The sequence below is a fragment of the Citrobacter sp. Cpo103 genome (genome assembly GCF_030332605.1).
In the GTDB taxonomy this organism is placed as follows: Bacteria; Pseudomonadota; Gammaproteobacteria; order Enterobacterales; family Enterobacteriaceae; genus Citrobacter; species Citrobacter portucalensis.
Window position 1 is genome coordinate 17,838 of the sequence record NZ_JAOWHO010000035.1, and the last position, 20,122, is coordinate 37,959.

Consider the following 20,122-nt stretch of genomic DNA (forward strand, 5'->3'; position numbering starts at 1 on the left):
TCCCCTCCCGACTTTCATGAGTGACCCTTTATGCGTTTGAACCCCGGACAACAACAAGCCGTCGAATTCGTCACCGGACCTTGCCTGGTGCTGGCGGGAGCGGGTTCCGGCAAGACGCGTGTTATCACCAACAAAATTGCCCATCTGATCCGTGAATGTGGCTATCAGGCACGACATATTGCGGCAGTGACCTTTACCAATAAGGCTGCGCGCGAGATGAAAGAGCGCGTGGCACAAACGCTGGGTCGTAAAGAGGCGCGTGGGTTGATGATCTCCACCTTCCACACCCTGGGACTGGATATCATTAAGCGTGAATACGCGGCGTTGGGGATGAAGTCTAACTTCTCGTTGTTTGACGATACTGACCAGGTGGCCTTGCTTAAGGAACTGACCGAAGGGCTAATCGAAGACGATAAGCTTATTCTCCAGCAGCTGATCTCGACGATCTCCAACTGGAAAAACGATCTGATGACGCCAGCGCAGGCGGCAGCCAGCGCAAAGGGCGAGCGCGATCGTATTTTTGCCCACTGCTATGGTCTGTATGACGCGCATATGAAGGCGTGCAACGTCCTCGATTTTGACGATCTGATCCTGCTTCCCACGCTGCTGCTACAGCGCAATGAAGAAGTACGTGAGCGCTGGCAAAACAGAATCCGCTACCTGCTGGTGGATGAATATCAGGATACTAACACCAGCCAGTACGAGCTGGTGAAGTTGCTGGTAGGGAAACGTGCGCGCTTTACCGTCGTGGGTGATGACGATCAGTCGATCTACTCCTGGCGCGGCGCCCGTCCGCAGAACCTGGTACTGTTGAGCAAAGATTTTCCGGCTTTGCAGGTGGTGAAGCTGGAGCAAAACTACCGTTCATCAGGTCGCATCCTTAAGGCGGCGAACATCCTCATTGCGAACAATCCACACGTCTTTGAAAAGCGGCTCTTTTCCGAGCTGGGTTACGGTGCTGAGCTGAAGGTACTAAGTGCCAATAATGAAGAGCACGAAGCGGAACGCGTGACCGGGGAATTAATTGCCCATCACTTTGTGAACAAGACTCAATATAAAGACTACGCCATCCTGTATCGCGGCAACCATCAGTCACGCGTGTTCGAAAAGTTTCTAATGCAGAACCGTATCCCGTACAAAATTTCCGGCGGAACATCGTTCTTCTCGCGTCCGGAAATTAAAGATCTGCTGGCCTACCTGCGTGTGCTGAGCAACCCGGATGACGACAGCGCATTTTTGCGCATCGTAAACACGCCAAAGCGTGAAATCGGTCCGGCTACGCTGCAAAAGTTGGGTGAATGGGCGATGACGCGTAATAAAAGCCTGTTTACCGCCAGCTTTGATATGGGGCTTAGCCAGACACTGACCGGGCGCGGGTATGACTCTCTGACCCGCTTTACGCACTGGCTGGGTGAAATTCAGCGCCTGGCGGAGCGCGAACCGGTTGCCGCTGTGCGCGATCTTATTCACGGTATTGATTACGAATCCTGGCTGTATGAAACCTCGCCGAGCCCGAAAGCGGCTGAAATGCGTATGAAAAACGTCAATACGCTGTTCAGCTGGATGACGGAGATGCTGGAAGGCAGTGAGCTGGAAGAGCCAATGACCCTGACCCAGGTCGTTACCCGCTTTACTCTGCGCGACATGATGGAACGTGGAGAGAGTGAAGAAGAGCTGGATCAGGTGCAATTGATGACGCTGCATGCCTCCAAAGGGCTGGAGTTCCCGTACGTGTTTATGGTGGGAATGGAAGAAGGATTTTTGCCGCACCAGAGCAGTATCGATGAAGACAATATCGACGAAGAACGTCGTCTGGCTTACGTAGGGATTACGCGTGCACAGAAAGAACTCATCTTCACGCTGTGTAAAGAGCGTCGTCAGTACGGTGAGCTGGTGCGTCCGGAACCGAGTCGTTTCCTGCTGGAGCTGCCACAGGATGACGTTATCTGGGAGCAAGAGCGTAAAGTGGTGAGCGCTGAGGAGCGGATGCAAAAAGGGCAGGCCAGCATCGCTAATATTCGGGCAATGATGGCGAAAGCCAAAGCGAAGTAGGTATTTTGTAGGCCGGATACGTGTAAACGCGCGCTATCCGGCAACCAACATCTAATGAACGTCCAGTGGCCAGTGGACATAGCTTTGCCACTGACTTTCCTGATCGATTAACTCTTTACCCAGCGGATGATGTTCCAGCCAGCCTTCTGGTAGCGTGACCGTCAGGTGCTCGTTTCTTGCATCCATTTGAATTTCCGGCACAAGATCGTCACGGCGACGGCTGGCGAAGATGATCGCCAAACGTAGCAAACGGCAAAGATGCTCCGCGATGCGCGGTGGCACTGCGTTTTGCTGGTGGAGCGAAGAGAGATCGACGGGATTGGTCTGGTTGAGTAACAGCGTTGCTAGCAGTTTCTTTTGCGCAGGGGTAAAACCCGGGAGATCGAGATTGCGCACCAGATAAGCGGCATGCTGTGGTGCCTGTTTAAAATCAACGCTTAGGCCAATTTCATGCAGCTGACAGGCACTAATCAGTAGTTCGCGGCTAATCGGTTCAAGATGCCACTTTTTTTCTACCTGATCGAGAAATTTAGTCGCTAAATTAGCAACGCGATGTGCTTGCTCTGTATCGACCATAAAGCGACGCTGGATATTGCGTAATGTGCGGCTACGAATATCCTGATCCACCGCCAGGTGCAGCATACCGTAGACCAGACCTTCACGTAATGCGCCGCCGGCCAGGGTCATGCATTGAATGTTCAGTTCGGTGAAAATAGCAATCAGAATGGCCAGCCCGCTGGGGAAAACCAGCGCACGTTCCAGCGTTAACCCTTCGATTTCCAGCTCTTCCAGACGACCGCAGTGAATGGCGCGCTGCTTGAGCTGCTGAAGTTTGGCCAGCGTAATGCGCTCATCCATGCCCTGCGCCATCATGATTTCCTGCAACGCCTGGACGGTACCAGAGGCACCAACGCAAACTTTCCAGCCATGAAAACGCAGTTTGTCGGCGACCGGGCGCAGAACTTCACGTGCGGCCTTCTCTGCCTCGTCAAAGTTTTCCTGTGCCAGATTACGATCGGTAAAATAGCGTTCGAGCCAGGTGACGCAGCCCATCGACAGGCTGAACAGAGAGGTGGTTTGTGCGCCGGAACCGGTGACTAATTCAGTGCTGGCGCCACCAATATCCACAACCAGACGCTGATCGGCACCGCCGGTTGTGTGGGCTACACCTTGATAAATCAGTCGCGCTTCTTCTTCACCGCTAATTACCTGGACAGGGCAGCCAAGGATCTCTTGCGCTTTGGCAATAAACACATCGGCATTTACGGCGATGCGTAATGTTGCCGTGGCGACCACGCGGATTTGTGGATGCGGAATATCCTGCAGACGTTCTGCAAACAAGCGCAAGCATTGCCAGCCGCGCTCCATCGCTTCAACAGAGAGCTCATTGTCACCGTTGAGTCCAGCGGCCAGACGCACTTTGCGTTTGATACGCGTGAGCGTCTGGATGCTTCCTGCCACCTCGCGTACAACCAGCATATGAAAACTATTCGAGCCGAGATCGATTGCCGCATACAGCGAAGTAGAATTCATACACTTCATCCTTCAACCTGTATCTGTGTTGGCTGCGTTCTCTCACCCGAATCACTTACTAAAGTAAGCTCATCGGGATTCGTTTTCTTGCCGCCTTGATACAGGCTGAATGATTTTGTGTAAGGCATAACTTTTCTTAACCTGAACGACGACGATTACGCGGAGCACCACCGGTACGGCGTGGGCCATTGCCTGTACGCGGGCGCGTTAAGCGCAACGGCTTCGGCAGATCGGTCATCAGCGCATCCGGGTTATATTTGCTTACCGGAATCGAGTGGCCGATATAGGTCTCGATTGCGGGTAAATTCAGCGCGTACTCTTCACAGGCCAGGCTGATAGAGTGACCGCTTGCGCCAGCACGTCCGGTACGACCGATTCGGTGAACGTAATCTTCACAGTCATCCGGCAGGTCATAGTTAAATACGTGCGTTACAGCTGGAATATGCAGGCCACGCGCAGCGACATCCGTCGCAACGAGAATGTCGAGATCGCCACGGGTGAACTCATCAAGAATACGCAGACGTTTTTTCTGTGCTACGTCACCGGTCAGCAGACCGACGCGATGACCGTCCGCAGCAAGGCTGCCCCAGATATCTTCACAACGATGCTTGGTGTTAGCAAAAACAATGGCGCGATCTGGCCACTCTTCTTCAATCAGCGTTTGCAGCAAACGCATTTTCTCTTCGTTGGAAGGGTAGAAGAGCTCTTCTTTAATGCGGTGGCCTGTTTTCTGTTCCGGTTCGACTTCAACGTACTCAGCGTTATTCATCTGTTCGAACGCCAGTTCGCGAACGCGGTATGAGAGGGTTGCAGAAAACAGCATGTTCAGACGTTGGGTGGTTGGCGGCATACGACGGAACAGCCAACGGATATCTTTAATAAAGCCCAGATCGTACATACGATCGGCTTCATCCAGCACCACGACCTGAATCGCGCCCAGATTAATGTGGTTCTGTTTTGCATAGTCGATGAGACGACCGGTCGTGCCGATAAGAATATCGACGCCGCTTTCCAGCACTTTCAGTTGTTTATCATAACCGTCGCCGCCATACGCCAGGCCTAATTTCAGACCCGTGGTCTGTGCCAGCGGCTCGGCATCGGCGTGGATCTGCACGGCTAACTCACGCGTTGGCGCCATAATTAACGCACGCGGTTGGTTCACCTTGCGATCGGCAATCGCGGGATGAGAGAGAAGATAATGAAACGTTGACGTCAGGAACGCCATCGTTTTTCCGGTACCGGTTTGCGCCTGCCCGGCAACATCACGACCAGCCAGCGTTAGCGGCAGCGCGAGGGCCTGAATGGGCGTGCAGTTATGAAAGCCTTTGTTTTCAAGGGCTTCTATCACCTTTGGGTGCAGGGCGAAGTCGGAAAACTTCTGTTCTGTTAAATGTGTTTTGCTCATAGTGTGGTAGAATATCAGCTTACTATTGCTTTACGAAAGCGTATCCGGTGAAATAAAGTCAACCTTTAGTTGGTTAATGCTACATCAACACGTCGTTGATTAATGCTACACCAATGCACCAGGCTTATTCCTGTGGAGTTATTATGAGCGATAAAATTATTCACCTGACTGACGACAGTTTTGACACGGATGTACTCAAAGCGGACGGAGCAATCCTCGTTGATTTCTGGGCAGAGTGGTGCGGTCCGTGCAAAATGATCGCTCCGATTCTGGATGAAATCGCTGACGAATATCAGGGCAAACTGACGGTTGCTAAACTGAACATTGACCAAAACCCAGGCACCGCGCCGAAGTATGGTATCCGTGGCATCCCGACCCTGCTGCTGTTTAAAAACGGTGAAGTTGCGGCGACGAAAGTCGGCGCGCTGTCCAAAGGTCAGTTGAAAGAATTCCTCGACGCTAATTTAGCGTAAGGAAGTCTCATGATCGGGCGACCCTACTTCGAAATGATTCGGATGACTGGACGCCCGACTTGAGTCGTGCTAAGTTAGTGTTGACTTCGTATTAAACATACCTTATTAAGTTTGAATCTAGTTATATCCAATACTTCCCGTTGTTTCTCGCGCGAGAAGTGGACAGATTCCTGGCTTGTCACTCAATCCGTCTTGTCGTTTCAGTTCTGCGTACTTTCCTGTGACCAGACAGCGAACAGACATGAGTTGATGGCCGTAAACAGGCATGGATGACCCTGCCATACCATTCACAACATTAAGTTCGAGATTTACCCCAAGTTTAAGAACTCACACCATTATGAATCTTACCGAATTAAAGAATACGCCGGTTTCTGAGCTGATCACTCTCGGCGAAAATATGGGCCTTGAAAACCTGGCTCGTATGCGCAAGCAGGACATTATTTTTGCCATCCTGAAGCAGCACGCAAAGAGTGGCGAAGATATCTTTGGTGACGGTGTGCTGGAGATATTGCAGGATGGATTTGGTTTCCTCCGCTCTGCAGACAGCTCCTACCTCGCCGGTCCTGATGACATCTACGTTTCTCCCAGCCAAATCCGCCGTTTCAACCTCCGCACTGGTGATACCATTTCTGGTAAGATTCGCCCGCCAAAAGAAGGTGAACGCTACTTTGCGCTGTTGAAAGTTAACGAAGTTAACTACGACAAACCAGAAAACGCCCGTAACAAAATCCTCTTTGAGAACTTAACGCCGCTGCACGCAAACTCTCGTCTGCGTATGGAACGTGGTAACGGTTCTACTGAAGACTTAACGGCGCGTGTACTGGATCTGGCATCGCCGATCGGTCGTGGCCAACGTGGTCTGATTGTTGCTCCGCCGAAAGCGGGTAAAACCATGCTGCTGCAGAACATCGCGCAGAGCATTGCATACAATCATCCTGACTGCGTGCTGATGGTGCTGCTGATTGACGAACGTCCGGAAGAAGTTACCGAGATGCAGCGTCTGGTGAAAGGTGAAGTGGTTGCCTCTACCTTTGACGAACCAGCCTCTCGTCACGTTCAGGTTGCGGAAATGGTTATCGAGAAGGCGAAACGTCTGGTTGAACACAAGAAAGACGTTATCATTCTGCTCGACTCCATCACCCGTCTGGCTCGCGCCTACAACACCGTCGTACCGGCTTCCGGTAAAGTACTGACCGGTGGTGTGGACGCCAACGCCCTGCATCGTCCTAAGCGTTTCTTTGGTGCTGCACGTAACGTGGAAGAGGGCGGTAGCCTGACCATCATCGCGACTGCGCTGATTGATACCGGCTCTAAAATGGATGAAGTTATCTACGAAGAGTTTAAAGGTACCGGCAACATGGAACTGCATCTCTCTCGTAAGATTGCTGAAAAACGCGTCTTCCCGGCTATCGACTACAACCGTTCCGGTACCCGTAAAGAAGAGCTGCTCACCACCCAGGAAGAGCTGCAGAAAATGTGGATCCTGCGCAAAATCATCCATCCGATGGGTGAAATCGACGCAATGGAATTCCTCATTAACAAACTGGCGATGACCAAGACCAATGACGACTTCTTCGATATGATGAAGCGTTCCTGATTCGGGCATCATCTGAAAACGCCACGTTTTTACGTGGCGTTTTGCTTTTGTGGATGTAATCTTAACGACACAATAATAATAATCCGGTATGACATACCGCCTGGCGACGAAGGGTTGTAATTCGTATTTTGTGGTTAATAATCATACAGAACCACCTGATATGGAATCGGGTTTCTCTTCTGAATAATCGCCTGGATGGTTATACTTCATATATTGATATTCTTTGAGAGTATGTATAGTGAATTTACTGACAGCAAGTACTGATCTCATCAGTATTTTTTTATTCACAACGCTGTTTCTTTTCTTTGCCCGTAAGGTTGCGAAAAAGATAGGATTGGTGGATAAACCCAACTTCCGCAAACGTCATCAGGGACTGATTCCGTTGGTTGGGGGGATTTCGGTTTACGCAGGCATTTGCTTTACGTTCCTCATCGCCGATTATTATATCCCGCATGCAACTCTCTACCTGGCTTGTGCTGGTGTACTGGTATTTATCGGTGCACTGGACGACCGCTTTGATATCAGTGTAAAAATCCGTGCGACCATCCAGGCTATCATCGGCATCATTATGATGGCGGTAGGTAAGCTCTATCTGTTGAGCCTTGGGTTCATTTTTGGCCCTTGGGAGATGGTGCTCGGTCCTTTTGGCTATTTCCTTACCCTTTTCGCCGTTTGGGCTGCAATTAACGCCTTTAACATGGTGGATGGGATTGATGGTCTGTTAGGCGGGCTATCCAGCGTATCATTCGCCGCAATGGGGCTTATCTTGTGGTTTGACGGCCAGACAAGCCTGGCTATCTGGTGTTTTGCCATGATCGCCGCCATTCTGCCTTACATCATGCTGAACCTGGGTATTCTCGGACGGCGCTATAAGGTCTTTATGGGCGATGCGGGGAGTACGCTGATTGGCTTTACGGTCATCTGGATCCTGCTGGAGACCACTCAAGGTAAAACGCATCCTATTAGTCCGGTCACCGCACTGTGGATTATTGCTATTCCGTTAATGGATATGGTGGCGATCATGTATCGTCGTTTACGTAAAGGCATGAGCCCTTTCTCCCCGGACCGTCAACATATTCACCATTTAATCATGCGTGCCGGGTTTACCTCCCGACAGGCTTTTGTCCTGATTACGCTGGCTGCTGCGATCCTGGCTTCTATCGGCGTGTTGGCTGAATATTCTCGGGTCGTTCCGGAATGGGTGATGCTGGTGCTCTTTTTACTGGCATTTGTCTTGTACGACTATTGTATTAAACGTGCCTGGAAGGTAGCGAGATTTATCAAACGCTGGAAGCGCAAGTTGCGTAGAAACCGTGACAGTAAACCAAACTTAACCAAATAAATTGAGGGTACGATGACACAACCATTACCGGGGGAACATGCCATGAGCGCTGAAAATGAACTGGACATCCGTGGGTTGTTTCGTACTTTGTGGACAGGGAAGGTGTGGATCATCGGTATGGCTCTCGCCTTCGCGTTAGTCGCTCTCGCCTATACGTTTTTTGCTCGTCAGGAGTGGAGCGCGACGGCGATTTCAGACAGGCCAACGGTTAATATGTTGGGCGGCTATTACTCTCAGCAGCAGTTCTTACGTAACCTGGACATCAAGGCCAGTCTTGCATCTGCGGATCAGCCGTCAGTGATGGATGAGGCCTATAAAGAATTTATCATGCAGCTTGCCTCATGGGATACGCGCCGTGAATTCTGGCAGCAGACTGATTATTACAAGCAACGTATGGTGGGTAACAGTAAAGCCGATGCGGCGATGCTGGATGAACTGATTAATAACATTCAGTTTATGCCCGGCGATGCGGTTCGTAATACCAATGACAGCGTGAAGCTGATTGCCGAAACGGCACCTGATGCCAACAATCTGTTGCGTCAGTACGTCGCGTTTGCCAGTCAGCGTGCGGCGCGTCATCTGAACGACGAGTTAAAGGGAGCCTGGGCTGCGCGCACTGTGCAGATGAAGGCGCAGGTTAAACGCCAGGAAGAAGTGGCGAAATCGATTTTCTCTCGCCGAGTTCACAACATTGAGCAGGCTCTCAAAATTGCTGAACAGCATAATATTTCGCGTACTTCCACTGACGTTCCGGCTGAAGAGCTACCCGATTCTGAACTGTTTTTGCTTGGACGTCCTATGCTGCAGGCACGACTCGAAAACCTGCAATCTGTTGGTCCCGATTTCGATCTGGACTACTTCCAAAACCGAGCCATGCTTAACACACTGAACGTTGGGCCAACTCTGGATCCGCGTTTTCAGACCTATCGTTATTTGCGTACGCCGGAGGAACCGGTAAAACGTGACAGCCCTCGTCGTGCCTTCCTGATGATTATGTGGGGTATCGTTGGGGCTCTGATCGGTGCCGGTGTCGCGTTAACCCGTCGCCGCACGATTTAGCAATATCGTTGCAGTGAGGGGCTGGGCCCTCACTGCCAATCCGAAGAGAATCGATGTGAAAGTACTGACTGTATTTGGCACGCGACCGGAGGCCATAAAAATGGCACCTCTGGTTCATGCGCTGGCAAAAGATCCTGATTTTGAGGCAAAAGTTTGCGTCACGGCGCAGCATCGGGAGATGCTCGATCAGGTGTTGAACCTCTTTTCCATTGTACCTGACTACGATCTCAATATTATGCAGCCAGGTCAGGGACTAACAGAAATTACCTGCCGAATACTGGAAGGATTAAAGCCAATTCTGGCTGATTTTAAACCTGACGTTGTGTTAGTTCACGGCGATACCACAACCACCATTGCTACTAGCCTGGCCGCGTTCTATCAGCGCATCCCGGTAGGGCATGTGGAGGCAGGCTTACGTACAGGCGATCTCTACTCTCCCTGGCCGGAAGAGGCGAACCGTACGCTGACCGGGCATCTGGCGATGTATCATTTTGCACCAACAGAAAACTCGCGCCAAAACCTGTTACGAGAAAACATTTCTGATAGCCGTATCTTCGTTACAGGTAATACGGTTATTGATGCGTTGATCTGGGTACGCGATCGCGTACTGGCGAGCGATGCATTGCGAGCTGAACTGGCAGAGCATTACCCATTCCTGAGTTCGGATAAAAAGATGATACTGGTGACCGGTCATCGTCGGGAAAGCTTCGGTCGCGGTTTTGAACACATTTGCCATGCGCTGGCGGAAATTGCTGCGGCCAATCAGAACGTACAGATTGTCTATCCGGTGCACCTGAATCCTAACGTCAGCGAACCGGTTAATCGCATTCTGGGTCACGTTGAAAACGTCATCCTGATTGAACCGCAGGATTACATGCCGTTTGTCTGGCTGATGAATCACGCCTGGCTGATCCTTACCGACTCTGGCGGGATTCAGGAAGAGGCCCCATCTCTGGGGAAACCCGTACTGGTGATGCGCGAAACGACGGAACGTCCGGAAGCGATTACTGCAGGCACAGTACGTCTGGTAGGGACCGACCCGCAGCGTATTGTCGAAGAAGTCACGCGTTTGCTGCATGACGACAATGAATATCAGACCATGAGCCGCGCCCATAATCCGTATGGTGACGGGCAGGCATGTGGCCGCATTTTACACGCGTTAAAAAATAATCGGATATCGCTATGAGTTTTACGACCATTTCTGTCATTGGGCTGGGTTATATCGGACTGCCGACGGCGGCTGCCTTTGCTTCCCGTCAAAAGCATGTGATTGGCGTAGATGTAAATCAACACGCGGTGGATACCATTAATCGCGGTGAAATTCATATCGTTGAGCCAGATTTGGGCGCAGTGGTGAAAAAGGCGGTCGAAAATGGATTTCTGCGTGCGACCACAACCCCTGTAGATGCGGATGCCTATCTGATTGCTGTGCCTACTCCGTTTAAGGGGGAGCACGAACCCGATATGGTTTATGTGGAAGCCGCAGCCAAGTCTCTTGCACCGGTGCTGAAAAAAGGCGCGTTGGTGATCCTTGAATCGACGTCGCCTGTCGGGGCCACTGAACAGATGGCCACATGGCTGGCTGAAATGCGTCCTGACCTGACTTTCCCGCAGCAAGTCGGTGAACACGCGGACGTTAACATTGCTTATTGCCCAGAGCGCGTGCTGCCGGGCCAGGTGATGGTTGAACTGATTAAAAACGACCGCGTGATTGGGGGAATGACCTCCGTCTGTTCCGCGCGTGCTAGCGAACTGTACAACATTTTCCTTGAGGGCGAATGTGTCGTGACCAACGCCCGTACGGCGGAAATGTGCAAACTGACTGAAAATAGCTTCCGTGACGTCAATATCGCCTTCGCCAATGAGCTGTCGCTGATTTGCGCCGATCAGGGGATCAACGTCTGGGAACTGATTCGACTGGCAAATCGCCATCCGCGCGTGAATATTTTGCAACCGGGTCCGGGGGTTGGCGGGCACTGTATCGCGGTTGATCCGTGGTTTATCGTGGCGCAGAACCCGCAGCAGGCGAAATTGATTCGCACCGCGCGTGAGGTAAACGACGGTAAGCCTCATTGGGTGGTTGATCAGGTAAAAGCTGCCGTGGCCGACTGTCTGGCGGATACCAATAAACGAGCCAGCGAAGTGAAAATTGCCTGTTTTGGTCTGGCATTTAAACCGAATATTGATGACTTACGTGAAAGCCCGGCGATGGGAATTGCGCAAAGCATCGCGCATTGGCACAAAGGCGAAACATTGGTGGTGGAACCGAACATCCATCAACTGCCGAAAAAACTGGACGGTCTGTGCCAACTGGCAGCGCTGGACGATGCCCTGGCAAGCGCCGATGTGCTGGTCTTGCTGGTCGACCATAATGAATTTAAAGCCATTAAAGGCGATGCGGTTCACCAGCAATATATCGTTGATACCAAAGGGGTCTGGCGGTGAAAATCCGCGCCAGTATTGAGCCGCTTAGCTGGGAAAATACGTTCTTTGGCGTGAATAGCGCCATTGTGCGTTTTGACCAACACGCGCCGGTTCTGACTGCGGATGTGTTGCAGCCCTGGTCGCGGGTACAGGCAAAAATTCCTGCCGCCAATACCCAAGAATTAGACGCCCTGCAACAGTTGGGCTTCTCACTGGTTGAAGGTGAAGTGGATTTCGTAATGCCAGTGATGTGTGTCAGCGACGACCCCGGTGCGCAGGTCGCACAAACTACGGATATCCCTGCATTACGCCAACTGGCAGGACAGGCGTTCGCGCAAAGTCGTTTTCGCGCCCCGTGGTATGCCGCAGATGCCAGCGCGCGTTTTTACGCGCAGTGGATTGAAAACGCGGTGCTGGGGACGTTCGATCATCAATGCCTCGTTTTTCGTACACCGGCTGGTGATATTCGTGGCTATGTCTCGTTGCGTGAACTGAATGCGACCGAGGCGCGAATTGGCCTGCTGGCCGGGCGTGGGGCGGGAGCAGAACTGATGCAGGCTGCCCTTTGCTGGGCGCAGGCTCGCGGTAAAACAACATTGCGCGTGGCGACCCAAATGGGCAATACCGCCGCGCTTAAACGCTATATACACAGTGGTGCGAATGTGGAAAGCACCGCGTATTGGTTATACAGGTGACACGATGATTCCATTTAACGCACCGCCGGTGGTGGGCACTGAACTCGATTACATGCAGTCTGCGATGAACAGCGGCAAGCTGTGTGGCGACGGTGGTTTTACCCGTCGCTGCCAACAGTGGCTGGAACAGCATTTTGGCAGCGAGAAAGTATTGCTGACGCCTTCCTGCACCGCATCGCTTGAGATGGCGGCATTGCTGCTGGATATCCAGCCTGACGATGAAGTCATTATGCCGAGCTATACGTTTGTCTCCACGGCCAATGCTTTCGTGCTGCGCGGTGCGAAAATTGTCTTTGTTGATATCCGCCCGGATACCATGAACATTGACGAAACGCTGATTGAAGCGGCGATCACCGACAAGACCCGCGCTATCGTTCCGGTGCATTACGCGGGCGTAGCCTGTGAAATGGATACCATCATGGCGCTGGCGACCAAACATAACCTGTTTGTCGTGGAAGATGCGGCCCAGGGCGTCATGTCGACTTACAAAGGTCGGGCGCTGGGGACGATTGGTCACATCGGTTGCTTTAGCTTCCACGAGACCAAAAACTATACCGCAGGCGGTGAAGGTGGTGCGACGCTGATTAATGATAAAAAATTAGTCGAACGTGCAGAGATCATCCGTGAAAAAGGAACTAACCGCAGCCAGTTTTTCCGCGGTCAGGTGGATAAGTATACCTGGCGTGATATTGGCTCCAGCTATCTGATGTCCGATCTGCAGGCTGCCTATCTGTGGGCGCAACTGGAAGCGGCTGACCGTATTAACCAGCAGCGTCTGGCGCTGTGGCAGAACTACTATGATGCTCTCGAACCGCTGGCGCGTGCCGGACGTATCGAGCTACCTTCTGTCCCGGACGGCTGCGTGCAAAACGCCCATATGTTTTATATCAAGCTGCGCGATATCGACGATCGCACGGCGTTGATTAACTTCTTGAAAGAAGCTGAAATTATGGCGGTGTTCCACTATATCCCGCTACATGATTGTCCGGCTGGCGATAAATTCGGCGTATTTGCCGGTGTTGATCGTTTCACCACTAAAGAGAGCGAGCGTCTGCTGCGCTTGCCGCTGTTTTACAACCTGTCGCCAGTAAACCAGCGAACGGTCATTTCGACCTTACTCAACTACTTCGCCTGATATGTCGCTTGCTAAAGCGTCCTTATGGACGGCAGCCAGTACGCTGGTAAAAATTGGTGCAGGATTGCTGGTCGTGAAGCTGCTGGCGGTGTCGTTTGGCCCGGCAGGTGTGGGGCAGGCGGGTAACTTCCGCCAGATGGTCACCGTGCTTGGTGTCCTGGCGGGGGCCGGCATTTTCAACGGCGTCACGAAATATGTTGCGCAGCACCATGACGATCCGACCCAGCTCCGTAAGGTAGTCGGTACATCTTCCGCGATGGTGCTCGGATTCTCTACGCTGATGGCGGTGATTTTTCTGCTGGCGGCCGCGCCAATCAGTCAGGGATTGTTTGGCCATACTCATTATCAGGGGCTGGTAAGACTGGTTGCGCTGGTGCAGATGGGTATTGCCTGGGCGAACCTGCTGCTGGCGTTGATGAAGGGCTTTCGCGATGCGGCGGGTAACGCGCTGTCGCTGATTGTGGGTAGCCTGGTGGGCGTAGTGGCTTATTATGGCTGTTATCGCCTGGGAGGGTATGAAGGCGCTTTGCTGGGTCTGGCGTTAGTGCCCGCGTTGGTCGTTATCCCCGCCGCTATTATGCTGATTAAGCGTGGGGCAATTCCCCTGCATTACCTGAAACCCTCGTGGGATAACGGTCTGGCTGGACAGCTAAGCAAGTTTACCCTGATGGCGCTGATTACCTCCGTAACGCTGCCTGTGGCATACGTGATGATGCGAAACCTGCTGGCGGCGCAGTACAGTTGGGATGATGTGGGGATTTGGCAGGGAGTAAGCAGTATCTCTGATGCTTATCTGCAATTCATTACCGCCTCATTCAGCGTTTACTTGCTTCCGACGTTGTCTCGACTGACCGAAAAGCGCGACATTACGCGCGAGGTGGTTAAGTCGCTGAAGTTCGTGTTACCGGCGGTTGCCGCTGCGAGCTTTACTGTTTGGTTGCTGCGTGATTTTGCGATCTGGCTGCTTTTCTCCGCAAAATTCACCGCCATGCGCGATCTGTTTGCCTGGCAACTGGTCGGCGATGTACTGAAAGTAGGGGCGTATGTCTTTGGGTATCTGGTGATCGCGAAAGCATCGCTGCGGTTTTATATTTTGGCTGAAATTAGCCAGTTCATGTTATTGACGGTGTTTGCTCACTGGCTGATCCCTGCACACGGTGCGCTGGGAGCGGCACAGGCTTATATGGCAACGTACATCGTCTATTTTTCTCTTTGTTGTGGCGTGTTTTTACTCTGGCGTAGGCGGGCATGACTGTACTGATTCACGTTCTGGGATCGGATATCCCTCACCATAACCAAACCGTGCTGCGGTTTTTCAACGACTCGCTGGCTGCGACGAGCGAGCATGCGCGCACGTTTATGGTTGCCGGTCAGGATGCGGGACTCAGTGAGAGCTGCCCGGCGTTATCGCTAAGCTTCTACAGCGGGAAAAAGGCGCTTGCTGACGCTGTGATCGCGAAAGCAAAAGCGGATCGCCAGCAGCGTTTCTTCTTCCACGGTCAGTTCAACACCAGCCTGTGGCTGGCGCTGCTGAGTGGCGGGATTAAACCGGCGCAGTTTTACTGGCATATCTGGGGCGCTGATTTATACGAAGTCTCCAGTGGGCTGAAATTCCGCCTGTTTTACCCGATTCGCCGCATGGCACAGAATCGTGTGGGCTGCGTGTTTGCCACACGGGGCGATTTACGTTATTTCGCCGAGCAACATCCCCGTGTGCGGGGTGAGTTGCTCTATTTCCCAACGCGAATGGACCCTTCACTCAATAACATGAGCAATGATTGCCAGCGCAGCGGCAAGATGACGGTGCTGGTTGGCAACTCTGGCGATCGCAGCAATGAGCATGTTGCCGCGCTTCGCGCCGTCCATCAGCAGTTTGGCGACACGGTGAATGTGATTGTGCCAATGGGTTATCCCGCCAATAATACGGCCTATATCGATGAGGTTCGTCAGGCCGGTCTGGCGTTATTTAGCGCTGACAATCTGCAAATTTTGAGTGAAAAGCTGGAATTTGATGCCTATCTAACATTATTGCGGCAGTGTGATTTGGGTTACTTTATTTTTGCCCGTCAACAGGGAATCGGTACCCTGTGTTTGCTGATCCAGGCGGGTATCCCATGCGTGCTCAACCGTGAAAATCCCTTCTGGCAGGATATGGTGGAACAAAATCTTCCGGTGTTATTTACCACTGATGATCTCAATGAAGGCGTCGTACGTGAAGCGCAGCGCCAGTTGGCATCGGTAGATAAAAATACTATTACCTTCTTTAGCCCGAATTATCTGCAGCCGTGGCACAACGCGCTGCGCATTGCTTCAGGAGAAACCGTATGAGCCTGATGCAATTCAGCGGTCTTCTGGTGGTCTGGCTGCTCTCCACCTTGTTTATCGCCACGCTGACCTGGTTTGAGTTCCGCCGCGTGCGTTTTAACTTCAATGTTTTCTTCTCATTGTTGTTCTTGCTGACGTTCTTCTTCGGATTCCCGTTAACCAGCATCCTGGTGTTCCGCTTTGATGTGGCAGTGGCTCCGCCGGAGATCCTTCTACAGGCCTTGCTGTCAGCCGCCTGTTTCTATGCCGTCTACTACGTGACGTATAAAACGCGCTTGCGCAAACGAGTAGATGATAAGCCGCGCAGGCCGCTGTTTACCATCAATCGCGTTGAAGCCCATTTGACCTGGGTTATCCTGATGGCGATTGCGCTGGTGAGCGTGGGCATCTTCTTTATGCACAACGGATTCCTGCTGTTCAGACTGCAATCCTATAGCCAGATTTTTTCCAGTGAAGTCTCTGGCGTCGCTCTGAAGCGTTTCTTCTACTTCTTCATTCCGGCAATGCTGGTGGTTTATTTCTTACGTCAGGACAGCAAAGCGTGGGTGTTCTTCCTGGTGAGTACCGTCACGTTTGGTTTGCTGACCTATATGATTGTGGGTGGGACGCGGGCCAATATCATTATCGCGTTTGCCATCTTCTTGTTTATCGGCATTATTCGCGGCTGGATTTCGCTGTGGATGTTGGCCGCTGCAGGCCTGTTGGGCATTGTCGGGATGTTCTGGCTGGCGTTGAAGCGCTACGGAATGAGCGTTAGCGGCGATGAGGCGTTCTATACGTTCCTGTACCTTACGCGCGACACCTTCTCGCCGTGGGAGAACCTGGCGCTGTTGTTGCAGAATTACCACAATATTGAGTTCCAGGGGCTGGCGCCGATCGTCCGTGACTTCTACGTCTTTATCCCCTCCTGGCTGTGGCCTGGGCGGCCGAGTATTGTACTCAACTCAGCGAACTACTTTACCTGGGAAGTGTTGAACAACCACTCAGGACTGGCGATTTCGCCGACGTTAATTGGTTCACTGGTGGTGATGGGCGGGGCGCTGTTTATACCATTAGGCGCGATTGTTGTTGGGCTCATCATCAAGTGGTTCGACTGGCTGTATGAGCTAGGTAACCGAGAAACCAATCGATATAAGGCGGCGATTTTGCACAGTTTCTGTTTTGGCGCCATTTTCAATATGATTGTGTTGGCACGTGAAGGGCTGGATTCGTTTGTCTCACGAGTGGTCTTTTTCCTCGTGATTTTCGGCGTTTGCCTACTGGTGGCAAAACTGCTGTTCTGGCTATTCGATAGCGCGGGACTCATCCATAAACGAATCAAATCGCTGCCCCGGACACAGATTGAAGGATCGTAATGACAGATAACACAACTGCGCCGCTGTATTCGTTGCGCGGATTACAACTGATTGGCTGGCGCGATATGCAACATGCGCTGAATTACCTGTTTGCCGAAGGACACCTCAGGTCAGGAACGCTGGTGGCTATCAACGCTGAGAAGATGCTGACAGCAGAAGATAACCCTGAAGTGAGGGAGCTGATCAACGCCGCGGAGTTCAAATATGCGGATGGAATTAGCGTGGTGCGTTCGGTGCGCAAAAAATTCCCGCAGGCACAGGTTTCACGCGTGGCCGGAGCTGACCTTTGGGAAGCGCTGATGGCGCGAGCCGGGCAAAACGGAACGCCTGTTTTCCTGGTTGGTGGCAAGCCTGAAGTTCTGGCGCAAACAGAAGCAAAACTACGTGCGCAGTGGCGCGTGAACATTGTGGGTAGTCAGGACGGTTATTTTGCCCCAGAGCAGCGTCAGGCGTTGTTTGAGCGTATTCACGCCAGCGGTGCGCAAATTGTGACGGTGGCGATGGGTTCGCCAAAACAAGAGATCTTTATGCGTGATTGCCGCAAGACTCACCCTGACGCGCTGTATATGGGCGTGGGAGGTACCTACGACGTCTTTACCGGTCACGTTAAGCGCGCACCTAAAATCTGGCAAAATCTGGGGCTGGAGTGGCTGTATCGCTTATTGTCGCAGCCGAGCCGTATTACTCGACAACTTCGCTTATTACGCTATCTCCGCTGGCACTATACCGGCAACCTCTGACGCCCTCTCTCCTCTGGTAAGTAGCGTGATCTGCTAATTACGCTACTTATTCACAACATTATCGCTGCTTTCTCGCACAATCTATTTATTTTTTGAATGCTTTAATTGCCATTTAAGCGATTTTAGGAAACCATTCGCAACAATCATTGCAGTGCCATGGTGTGTTTGGCGCCAACCGTTAAGCGGTCGGTGCCGTATGGCCTGTTATGGCATAACAAGATGTACCCATAACGAGAACCGGTAATACCGGGCAGCATGCAAACACAACAAGAGGATTTATGGCCGAGAACAAACCTGAGCTACAGCGTGGGCTGGAGGCTCGTCACATCGAATTAATTGCCCTTGGGGGCACTATTGGCGTTGGGCTATTTATGGGGGCCGCCAGTACCCTTAAATGGGCGGGACCTTCAGTTCTGCTGGCGTATATCGTCGCCGGGCTGTTCGTCTTTTTCATCATGCGTTCTATGGGGGAGATGTTATTCCTCGAGCCGGTTGCCGGTTCATTCGCTGTTTACGCCCACCGTTATATGAGCCCCTTCTTTGGCTATCTTACCGCCTGGTCATACTGGTTTATGTGGATGGCGGTGGGGATCTCAGAGATTACCGCCATCGGGGTGTACGTACAGTTCTGGTTCCCGGAAATGGCACAATGGATACCCGCACTGATCGCAGTCGGACTGGTTGCGTTGGCAAACCTCGCTGCGGTTCGCCTGTATGGTGAAATTGAGTTCTGGTTTGCCATGATCAAAGTGACCACCATCATTGTGATGATCGTCATTGGGGTTGGGGTGATTTTCTTCGGCTTCGGCAATGGCGGCCAGGCGATTGGTTTTGGCAACCTGACCGAGCACGGTGGCTTCTTTGCTGGGGGCTGGAAGGGCTTCCTGACGGCATTGTGTATTGTTGTGGCGTCTTACCAGGGCGTGGAGCTGATCGGCATCACTGCAGGGGAAGCGAAGAATCCACAGGTCACGCTGCGTAGCGCGGTGGGTAAAGTGTTGTGGCGCATTCTGATTTTCTACGTTGGTGCGATTTTTGTCATCGTCACTATTTTCCCGTGGAATGAGATTGGCAGCAACGGTAGCCCGTTTGTGCTCACCTTTGCCAAGATTGGTATTACTGCTGCGGCAGGGATTATTAACTTTGTGGTGCTGACGGCGGCGCTGTCTGGCTGTAACAGCGGCATGTACAGCTGTGGGCGTATGCTCTACGCGCTGGCAAAGAATCGCCAGCTTCCTGCCGTTGTTGGAAAAGTATCACGCCATGGCGTGCCGGTTGCCGGAGTGGCTATTTCTATCGCGATCCTGCTGATTGGCTCATGCCTGAACTACATCATTCCTAACCCGCAGCGCGTGTTTGTTTATGTCTATAGTGCCAGCGTGTTGCCGGGGATGGTGCCGTGGTTTGTGATCCTGATAAGCCAGTTGCGTTTCCGTCAGGCGCATAAAGCGGCGATTGCCAGTCATCCATTCCGCTCCATTCTGTTCCCGTGGGCGAATTATTTGACGATGGCGTTCCTGATTTGCGTATTAATTGGCATGTACTTTAATGAAGATACCCGAATGTCGCTTTTTGTTGGCATGGGTTTCTTACTGGCCGTGACGCTCATTTATAAGGTTTTTGGTCTGAATCGTCATGGCACAGCCCATAAATTGCGGGAATAAGCGACAAAACGCACAAACCATGACCAAACGATAATTTATTTTAAAAAAGCACTAGACAGAAGACCGAGACCTCCGTAATATCCAGCCCCGCAACGGCGCTAAGCGCCCGTAGCTCAGCTGGATAGAGCGCTGCCCTCCGGAGGCAGAGGTCTCAGGTTCGAATCCTGTCGGGCGCACCATTTAGTAGGGTGCCAGAGCTGCGGTGGTTTTAATACCGCGTAAAAGATTTGCAGTGGTGGCTATAGCTCAGTTGGTAGAGCCCTGGATTGTGATTCCAGTTGTCGTGGGTTCGAATCCCATTAGCCACCCCATTAATTTAAAGT

General features: G+C 52.1%; 17 protein-coding genes and 2 tRNA genes. 17 read left to right on the forward strand and 2 right to left on the reverse strand.

The window, feature by feature from the left end; translation table 11 throughout:
* The first annotated feature begins 30 nt into the window (after nucleotides 1-30).
* Complete coding sequence (gene rep / locus OGX89_RS16700) at nucleotides 31-2,052, forward strand: DNA helicase Rep (protein ID WP_003829018.1); 2,022 nt, start codon at nucleotides 31-33, stop codon at nucleotides 2,050-2,052.
* Nucleotides 2,053-2,103: 51 nt separating this feature from the next.
* Here the strand turns inward: rep and gppA are convergent, their stop codons facing one another.
* Together gppA and rhlB are read right to left on the reverse strand one after the other, a co-directional pair.
* Entirely contained in the window at nucleotides 2,104-3,585 is a 1,482-nt protein-coding gene (gene gppA / locus OGX89_RS16705) for a guanosine-5'-triphosphate,3'-diphosphate diphosphatase (RefSeq protein ID WP_003829016.1), read from the reverse strand.
* 136 nt (nucleotides 3,586-3,721) lie between these two features.
* Nucleotides 3,722-4,990: an ATP-dependent RNA helicase RhlB gene (rhlB, locus tag OGX89_RS16710; RefSeq protein WP_003829013.1), complete on the reverse strand. Its 1,269-nt coding sequence runs from the start codon at nucleotides 4,988-4,990 to the stop codon at nucleotides 3,722-3,724.
* A 143-nt stretch (nucleotides 4,991-5,133) separates the two neighbouring features.
* Here rhlB and trxA point away from each other — a divergent pair, with 143 nt between their 5' ends.
* From trxA to OGX89_RS16790, 16 genes are all read left to right on the forward strand, one after another.
* Nucleotides 5,134-5,463: a thioredoxin TrxA gene (gene trxA / locus OGX89_RS16715; protein WP_001280776.1), complete on the forward strand. Its 330-nt coding sequence runs from the start codon at nucleotides 5,134-5,136 to the stop codon at nucleotides 5,461-5,463.
* Nucleotides 5,464-5,593: 130 nt separating this feature from the next.
* Entirely contained in the window at nucleotides 5,594-5,713 is a 120-nt protein-coding gene (locus OGX89_RS16720; RefSeq protein ID WP_049259789.1) for a rho operon leader peptide, read from the forward strand.
* 87 nt (nucleotides 5,714-5,800) lie between these two features.
* Nucleotides 5,801-7,060, forward strand: coding sequence for a transcription termination factor Rho (gene rho / locus OGX89_RS16725; protein ID WP_002437993.1), 1,260 nt, complete (start codon nucleotides 5,801-5,803; stop codon nucleotides 7,058-7,060).
* A gap of 238 nt (nucleotides 7,061-7,298) precedes the next feature.
* Nucleotides 7,299-8,402 carry a UDP-N-acetylglucosamine--undecaprenyl-phosphate N-acetylglucosaminephosphotransferase gene (wecA, locus tag OGX89_RS16730; protein ID WP_032945680.1) on the forward strand — a complete coding sequence of 368 codons (1,104 nt, stop codon included), beginning with the start codon at nucleotides 7,299-7,301 and terminating at the stop codon, nucleotides 8,400-8,402.
* A gap of 12 nt (nucleotides 8,403-8,414) precedes the next feature.
* Nucleotides 8,415-9,461, forward strand: coding sequence for an ECA polysaccharide chain length modulation protein (gene wzzE, locus OGX89_RS16735; protein ID WP_126957731.1), 1,047 nt, complete (start codon nucleotides 8,415-8,417; stop codon nucleotides 9,459-9,461).
* A 55-nt stretch (nucleotides 9,462-9,516) separates the two neighbouring features.
* Nucleotides 9,517-10,647: a non-hydrolyzing UDP-N-acetylglucosamine 2-epimerase gene (gene wecB / locus OGX89_RS16740; RefSeq protein ID WP_032934208.1), complete on the forward strand. Its 1,131-nt coding sequence runs from the start codon at nucleotides 9,517-9,519 to the stop codon at nucleotides 10,645-10,647.
* Nucleotides 10,644-11,906 (forward strand): UDP-N-acetyl-D-mannosamine dehydrogenase, encoded by a 1,263-nt coding sequence (wecC, locus tag OGX89_RS16745; RefSeq protein ID WP_126957729.1) that lies wholly within the window; start codon nucleotides 10,644-10,646, stop codon nucleotides 11,904-11,906. Before wecB ends, wecC begins: the two co-directional genes overlap by 4 nt.
* On the forward strand, nucleotides 11,903-12,580 hold the full coding sequence (gene rffC, locus OGX89_RS16750; protein ID WP_126957727.1) for a dTDP-4-amino-4,6-dideoxy-D-galactose acyltransferase: 678 nt from the start codon (nucleotides 11,903-11,905) through the stop codon (nucleotides 12,578-12,580). Before wecC ends, rffC begins: the two co-directional genes overlap by 4 nt.
* A 4-nt stretch (nucleotides 12,581-12,584) precedes the next feature.
* Nucleotides 12,585-13,715 carry a dTDP-4-amino-4,6-dideoxygalactose transaminase gene (gene rffA, locus OGX89_RS16755; RefSeq protein WP_003828992.1) on the forward strand — a complete coding sequence of 377 codons (1,131 nt, stop codon included), beginning with the start codon at nucleotides 12,585-12,587 and terminating at the stop codon, nucleotides 13,713-13,715.
* Nucleotide 13,716: 1 nt separating this feature from the next.
* Nucleotides 13,717-14,967 carry a lipid III flippase WzxE gene (gene wzxE / locus OGX89_RS16760; protein ID WP_126957725.1) on the forward strand — a complete coding sequence of 417 codons (1,251 nt, stop codon included), beginning with the start codon at nucleotides 13,717-13,719 and terminating at the stop codon, nucleotides 14,965-14,967.
* Nucleotides 14,964-16,043 (forward strand): TDP-N-acetylfucosamine:lipid II N-acetylfucosaminyltransferase, encoded by a 1,080-nt coding sequence (locus OGX89_RS16765; RefSeq protein WP_063941784.1) that lies wholly within the window; start codon nucleotides 14,964-14,966, stop codon nucleotides 16,041-16,043. Before wzxE ends, OGX89_RS16765 begins: the two co-directional genes overlap by 4 nt.
* Entirely contained in the window at nucleotides 16,040-17,395 is a 1,356-nt protein-coding gene (gene wzyE / locus OGX89_RS16770) for an ECA oligosaccharide polymerase (protein WP_286560811.1), read from the forward strand. The genes OGX89_RS16765 and wzyE overlap by 4 nt, the downstream gene beginning before the upstream one ends.
* Nucleotides 17,395-18,135: a lipopolysaccharide N-acetylmannosaminouronosyltransferase gene (wecG, locus tag OGX89_RS16775; protein WP_003828982.1), complete on the forward strand. Its 741-nt coding sequence runs from the start codon at nucleotides 17,395-17,397 to the stop codon at nucleotides 18,133-18,135. Before wzyE ends, wecG begins: the two co-directional genes overlap by 1 nt.
* A gap of 278 nt (nucleotides 18,136-18,413) precedes the next feature.
* The gene (gene thrP, locus OGX89_RS16780) at nucleotides 18,414-19,799 is read left to right on the forward strand and encodes a bifunctional threonine/serine APC transporter ThrP (protein WP_003828980.1); all 1,386 of its coding nucleotides are present in this window, start codon (nucleotides 18,414-18,416) and stop codon (nucleotides 19,797-19,799) included.
* 102 nt (nucleotides 19,800-19,901) lie between these two features.
* A tRNA-Arg gene (locus tag OGX89_RS16785) sits at nucleotides 19,902-19,978 on the forward strand.
* 56 nt (nucleotides 19,979-20,034) lie between these two features.
* A tRNA-His gene (locus OGX89_RS16790) sits at nucleotides 20,035-20,110 on the forward strand.
* Nucleotides 20,111-20,122: the final 12 nt, after the last annotated feature.